Origin of the sequence: Lysinibacillus sp. FJAT-14745 (genome assembly GCF_001275675.1) — a bacterium.
Taxonomy (GTDB): domain Bacteria; phylum Bacillota; class Bacilli; order Bacillales_A; family Planococcaceae; genus Lysinibacillus.
The window spans coordinates 591,432-596,745 of sequence record NZ_LITM01000009.1; the positions used below are offsets into that span (position 1 = coordinate 591,432).

A 5,314-nucleotide genomic window follows, 5' to 3' on the forward strand; every position below is an offset into this window, starting at 1 on the left:
TGATGCCCATCTTTTCCTCCGTTTACGTTTGGAAACAGGTCATTGATTTTGTCATCCCCGGATTTTGGTGATGAGCCTAGCATATTCAATAGGAGGTATATAATGGATAGTCCTTATAAGATAGCGATAATTGGAGGAACAGGGAAAGTAGGAAGACATATAGCAACTCATGCAATACAAAAAGGCTATCATGTTCGGATGCTTGTTAGAAATCCTGAAAAGTTACAGTATAAAAATGATGCAATTGAAATAGTGAAAGGGCAGGTACAGGATATAGAAAACATCCGAGAACTTCTTAAAGATTGTCAAGTTGTTATTAATACATTTGGTCAACCAACTAAAGAGGAACCTATGTATAGCAAAGTTACAAATAATATTTTTATGGTGATGAAAGATTTAAACATTAGTCGTTATCTAGGCGTTTCTGGTGGTTCTCTAACGATTAAAGAGGACAAAAAAAGCATAACGAATCGTTTTGGAGCAAAGATGTTTGAAGTTTTCTTTCCGAAAATGATGAAGGATAAAAAATCGGAATGGGAATTTTTATCAAATAATGAACAGATCAAATGGACTTTGATTAGATTGCCATTTGTAAAAGATAGCTTAACATCCAATCAGATAAAGGAAAACCTTACGGATATGCCTGGTACAAAAATAACGAATCAAGATATCGCCGCCTTTATCATTGATCATATAAATAATACACAGTACGTTCACAAAGCACCGTTTATCTCCCATTAGTGTAATAGCGATAAAATGACAAAGAAAATAGCATGCTGAGAATATATCTAGCATGCTATTTTTAGTGTGGATTTTACCTCATTATGTCTTAGGAAATTCTAATTCCTTTTATCTTTGTACTGTAATTGTTTGTGAAGTGAAATCTAACTTATTCCCACTGGAATCCATAATAGCATTACGAGAAGAGGCTTGAATCGTAACATTTCCATATAAATATCCACCCTGTGGTATTGTAATCAACACTCTATCATTGCCTGGTGAATAGGTAGATGCCGCTACTGTAGAACCATTCACAATAACTTCAAAGTCCATACTAGTAACGTTTATTACTGGCTCACTAAAAACAACCTCTAAAGTTTGTGAATTGCTAACATTAACAGTTAAAACCTTTGGTGCAATATTTTCTTTAAGATTAACTGATGTTCGTACCTCGTCGAATGATTCCATAGAGTTTGCTGCTCTTAAGCCTTTAATCGTGATATTACGTATGCCACTATAATAATTCGAATCCTTTTTCAATGTTAGCTTAATACGATTTAAATTGGCTGCCTCTACAACTGCACTTTCTACCTGAGCATTATCAATACTATAATTTTGAACGTTTTGAGCAAGTGCCGGATCCACTGGATAATTGAAATTTAAATAAACAATATTATTATCTTTTATAGAATAATCTGTTGCAGATGTTTGAATTGGATTGTTCTGTGTTAATGCTAGTTTATTACCATTAACATTTAAATCACCATTACGCGAAAATTTGACATTTTGCACTTCATTGATTGGTACACCGTATAAATTTGTAACATTAGATAAAAATAGTTTGCCGTCGTAAGAAGCTCCCTTTAAATCATAAGGGCCTAGTAGTCCTGCTATTTTTACACGTAATTTTGTAGGTTGATCTTTTACGCTATAAATATCACTTTGAGGTCCTCTTGATAACTCATACAAAATGTGGTTATTTATATAGCTTCCAGCAAATGATGCTTTTGCGTAAGTTCCCAACTGTACTGGCTTATCGAAAGTTAATTGTAAATATTCTACATTATCCTCGTAAACTATATCAGAACTCATTAGGGCAGGAGCTTTGTCATCTCTTATAAAGTTATACACTGTTGAGAATGTTGCTGTTTCACCTGATAAATCAGTAATCACACGGCTAGAAGCTGTCCCAATCGTAGTAATTCCTTGAAGTATACTTTTTGGATCAACCGTAACATTAAACAAACGACCATTTTTAGGATCTTTCTCTACTTTATTAACGGAAATTGAAGTCTGACCGCTTTTGATTGAAAGATCATATGGATAAAGCTGTTGAATCTCCTCTGAGAACAATAGCTGGAACGTATTTGGTCCAGTTTGTGTGACAGAAGATAATGTCGGCGGAACACCATCCTTATCTCCCTTTTTCACTGATACAGTAGCAGGGTTTGGTGAAATTATGTTTCCTGACAAATCTGTTGCCGCTACGAATGTAATCTGCATAGCTGTACCAGGTGATAAATAATTACCATTTACTGTTGCAGCTGATAAGTCAAATGTCGCTTCAGTTGCGTTTTGCTCAATGCTTCCTACTACATTCGATACCTTTGTACCATTTGGTAATGTAAATTGAATGCGTTCATTTGGGAATGCTGCCATTGGCTTAGAAAACTGCACTTTAACGATTGAAGAATTTTTCCCTTGTGTTGTCCCTATAATAGTAGGCGATTGTGTATCCCCAGCAACGACGAAATTCGCATCTACTTTGTTAAGCACTGTGCCCTTTTCAGATTTGATGTTATTAAACACATAGCGATGTGTACCTTTTAATGGCTCATTCATTGTAAAGATGATCGATTTTCGATCAGCGCTGATTTCTGTTTTCACTACTGATAGTGCTCTTAAAGTATCCACATTAGAGAACGCTACAACATTATCCTGTAATTTCCCATCAGCCTTTAAGATAGAAAGTGGGTCAATTGCTTGGTTGAAAACAACTTTAATCTGTGAGGCATTAATTCCCTCAATTGATTGTACTTTTAGCTCATTGACTTCATATGTAACAACAGCGGAATATGGTTTGTCATTAATTTTGAAGTCTACTTTTGTTTCCACATTTTCAGTAAGCGGTGTTGCTAATGTTACCTTATGGCTTGTCCCATCTGTTAATGATACCTGTAGTGTATTTGCATCTACAACTTTAACTGTTTGGATGAGTAATGGCACTTCAGGTTTTTTTACCATATCTTTTATATTCGTCATCGAACGATGTAAAAATGACGCAAATTGACCACGTGTTAGTGTGCCTTTCGGATTAAATGTTTTTACATTTGTAATTTTTGCGTATTCTAATGCGATAATAGCTTCACGATTTTCTGGTAAAGCTGATTTTAAATCTGTAATAGAAGATTTATAGTTTTCTTTTTTATACATTTCAATTAAATCGATATCGTAAACTGTTTCAATCGCACTTACTAAGATAGAAGCCATTTGTTCACGTGAAATATTCTCGGAAGGTAATAACTTATTGTTAGTCCCTTTGAAAATGCCAGTATCATTTATAAGCGCTGCATATTGTAGTAATTCTTTATCCTTAGTAGACATAGGCAAGTCTGTAAAACGTACTTTTTTATTGTAATCTGCTGGCACTTGGAAGTTTTCAGATACAAGCCATTTTCCTAAAAATTTCGTTACATTACCTTTCGTAAGGGTTGCATTTGGCTTAAATGTGCCGTCTGGATATCCACCTATAATTTTAGCATCTGCTAGTGCCAAAATAGCCTCTTTATGGTCACTTTTTGCAATATCTGTAAAGTTAGCTGCACTTGCAGTAGGAACAACAGCTGCGGCTACCAATGCAGCAGAAGCTGTACTTACAATCCATTTACTTTGCTTTTTTTTCATATTTATTTCCTCCTACGAATTATATTCCTCTCCATTATAAAAGAAAGATAGATTTATTCCAAAGGATATACCAATATTATAGTGTTTTACCATGGATTATTTGTCCATTTAATAGTGGGCACAAGCAAATTAATATTCTATTGACTTATATTTGATAGAAACGAGGATTTTAAAGTATGGTTTTTAGCGACTTTTAGAGCCAAGGTAAAATAAAAGTTATATATGATTTTCCCTAAACGTGATATGCAAAAGAATGTTGTCACATTTATCGAATGAATGACACGTATAAATTAGCAAATTGATGGAACGGGCTATTCTAACTACAACAGCGGTTCGACGGAAAGGAATTTTCGTTGTTATCAAGTGAGGAGAAGAATTGAAAAATGATTTCTATTTTGTAGATGCCTATTCTTCTGGCAGCGTGGAAGGTAATGAGAATAGGAAAAACATATAAAATTTTTGTAAGTTATTAGAGGAAAAATGAATCGAAGCCTAACACTAATTTAAAAGGTTCTAAGTAAAATGTTGGGGTGCCTAATCTTTCAGCACGTTAGCCCAAATGAACCCCGATTTCTTTATACTTTAAATTTAATAAGATTTTTGCTCGAAAGTGATCGAAACGTAGAAAGCCTTATGCATTCCGTTTCATCACTTACACTTTGTGCGATTGTATTTGTCCCATTCTTTTTGTACTTGTCGGCGCACTTCATCCATTGACCAATAGATATAACGGCTAAAATGAAAGCGGTCTGCCACAATAACAGGTCGACCTAGCGCTTGACGAACAGCTGCTTTAAAACTTGGATTCATATCCATGACCACTATTTCAACATCTGCTCCATGCTGACTTAAGTAATTTTTTATAGTTTCTTTTTTACGATTCAATATCAATCGGTTCGCGCGTCTCCGCATTCACAATTATTAGCTGATACGTACCTATATCTGTATCACCTTTATCCTCATCAATCGCAATCGCTTTTGGTAAATGGACACCATCTACTAATTGTTTATTCGGTATCTTTTTAAAACGGCGAATGACCGTCATAGTTGATGTACCAAGTACTTCTGCAGCTTCTTTAAATGTTTTGGCTTTAACTGCACGTACACTTACTACTTGATTTGATTCCATTCCTTTGAGTAGCGTTGATATTTATGTACGAATGGGGATTTTTCAGAGAAACGCTGTCCACAATTACAAACATAACGACGACGTTTATAGAATAGAATAGTTAAACGTTCAACCATTTTAAATGATTGATCTTTTGTATACGGTAATCGTGAACCTTCGATGTTTCTTTTTTACAAACTGGACATTGATGGGTACATTTAGGCAATTGTACATACAATGCGATTCGATCGCCTACTTCTTCTACTTTCGTAATCTCTACATCTTTTAATCCTGGGATATTCATGTTAAAATTCATTTGCACAGTTCACCTTTCTATTACTTGTTTCTCGACAATTCAAGTATTTAAAAATCAGTGAATTTGTGCTTTTTTTGCGTGTAATTGTGTGAATACCCCAAGAAATATTATAGAACCATTTAATAATGCCTTGTTAGATTAAAGGGCAACTTTTGACAATGTATCATAAAAAAAATGCAGTAGATGTAAGTTACATCTACTGCATTTCAGTATGACCCGTACGGGATTCGAACCCGTGTTACCGCCGTGAAAGGGCGGTGTCTTAA

2 protein-coding genes and 1 pseudogene are annotated in these 5,314 nt (G+C 34.7%); 1 reads left to right on the forward strand and 2 read right to left on the reverse strand.

The window, feature by feature from the left end:
* Positions 1 to 102 precede the first annotated feature (102 nt).
* Complete coding sequence (locus tag AMS59_RS17915) at positions 103 to 741, forward strand: NAD(P)H-binding protein (protein WP_053485087.1); 639 nt, start codon at positions 103 to 105, stop codon at positions 739 to 741.
* A gap of 108 nt (positions 742 to 849) precedes the next feature.
* Here the strand turns inward: AMS59_RS17915 and AMS59_RS17920 are convergent, their stop codons facing one another.
* A complete protein-coding gene (locus AMS59_RS17920) occupies positions 850 to 3,624 on the reverse strand; it encodes an S-layer homology domain-containing protein (protein ID WP_053485088.1) in 2,775 nt (924 codons plus the stop codon).
* Between the two features lie 651 nt (positions 3,625 to 4,275).
* Positions 4,276 to 5,048 (reverse strand): annotated as a pseudogene (locus AMS59_RS26420) (ISL3 family transposase); the annotation flags it as partial.
* Positions 5,049 to 5,314 lie beyond the last annotated feature (266 nt).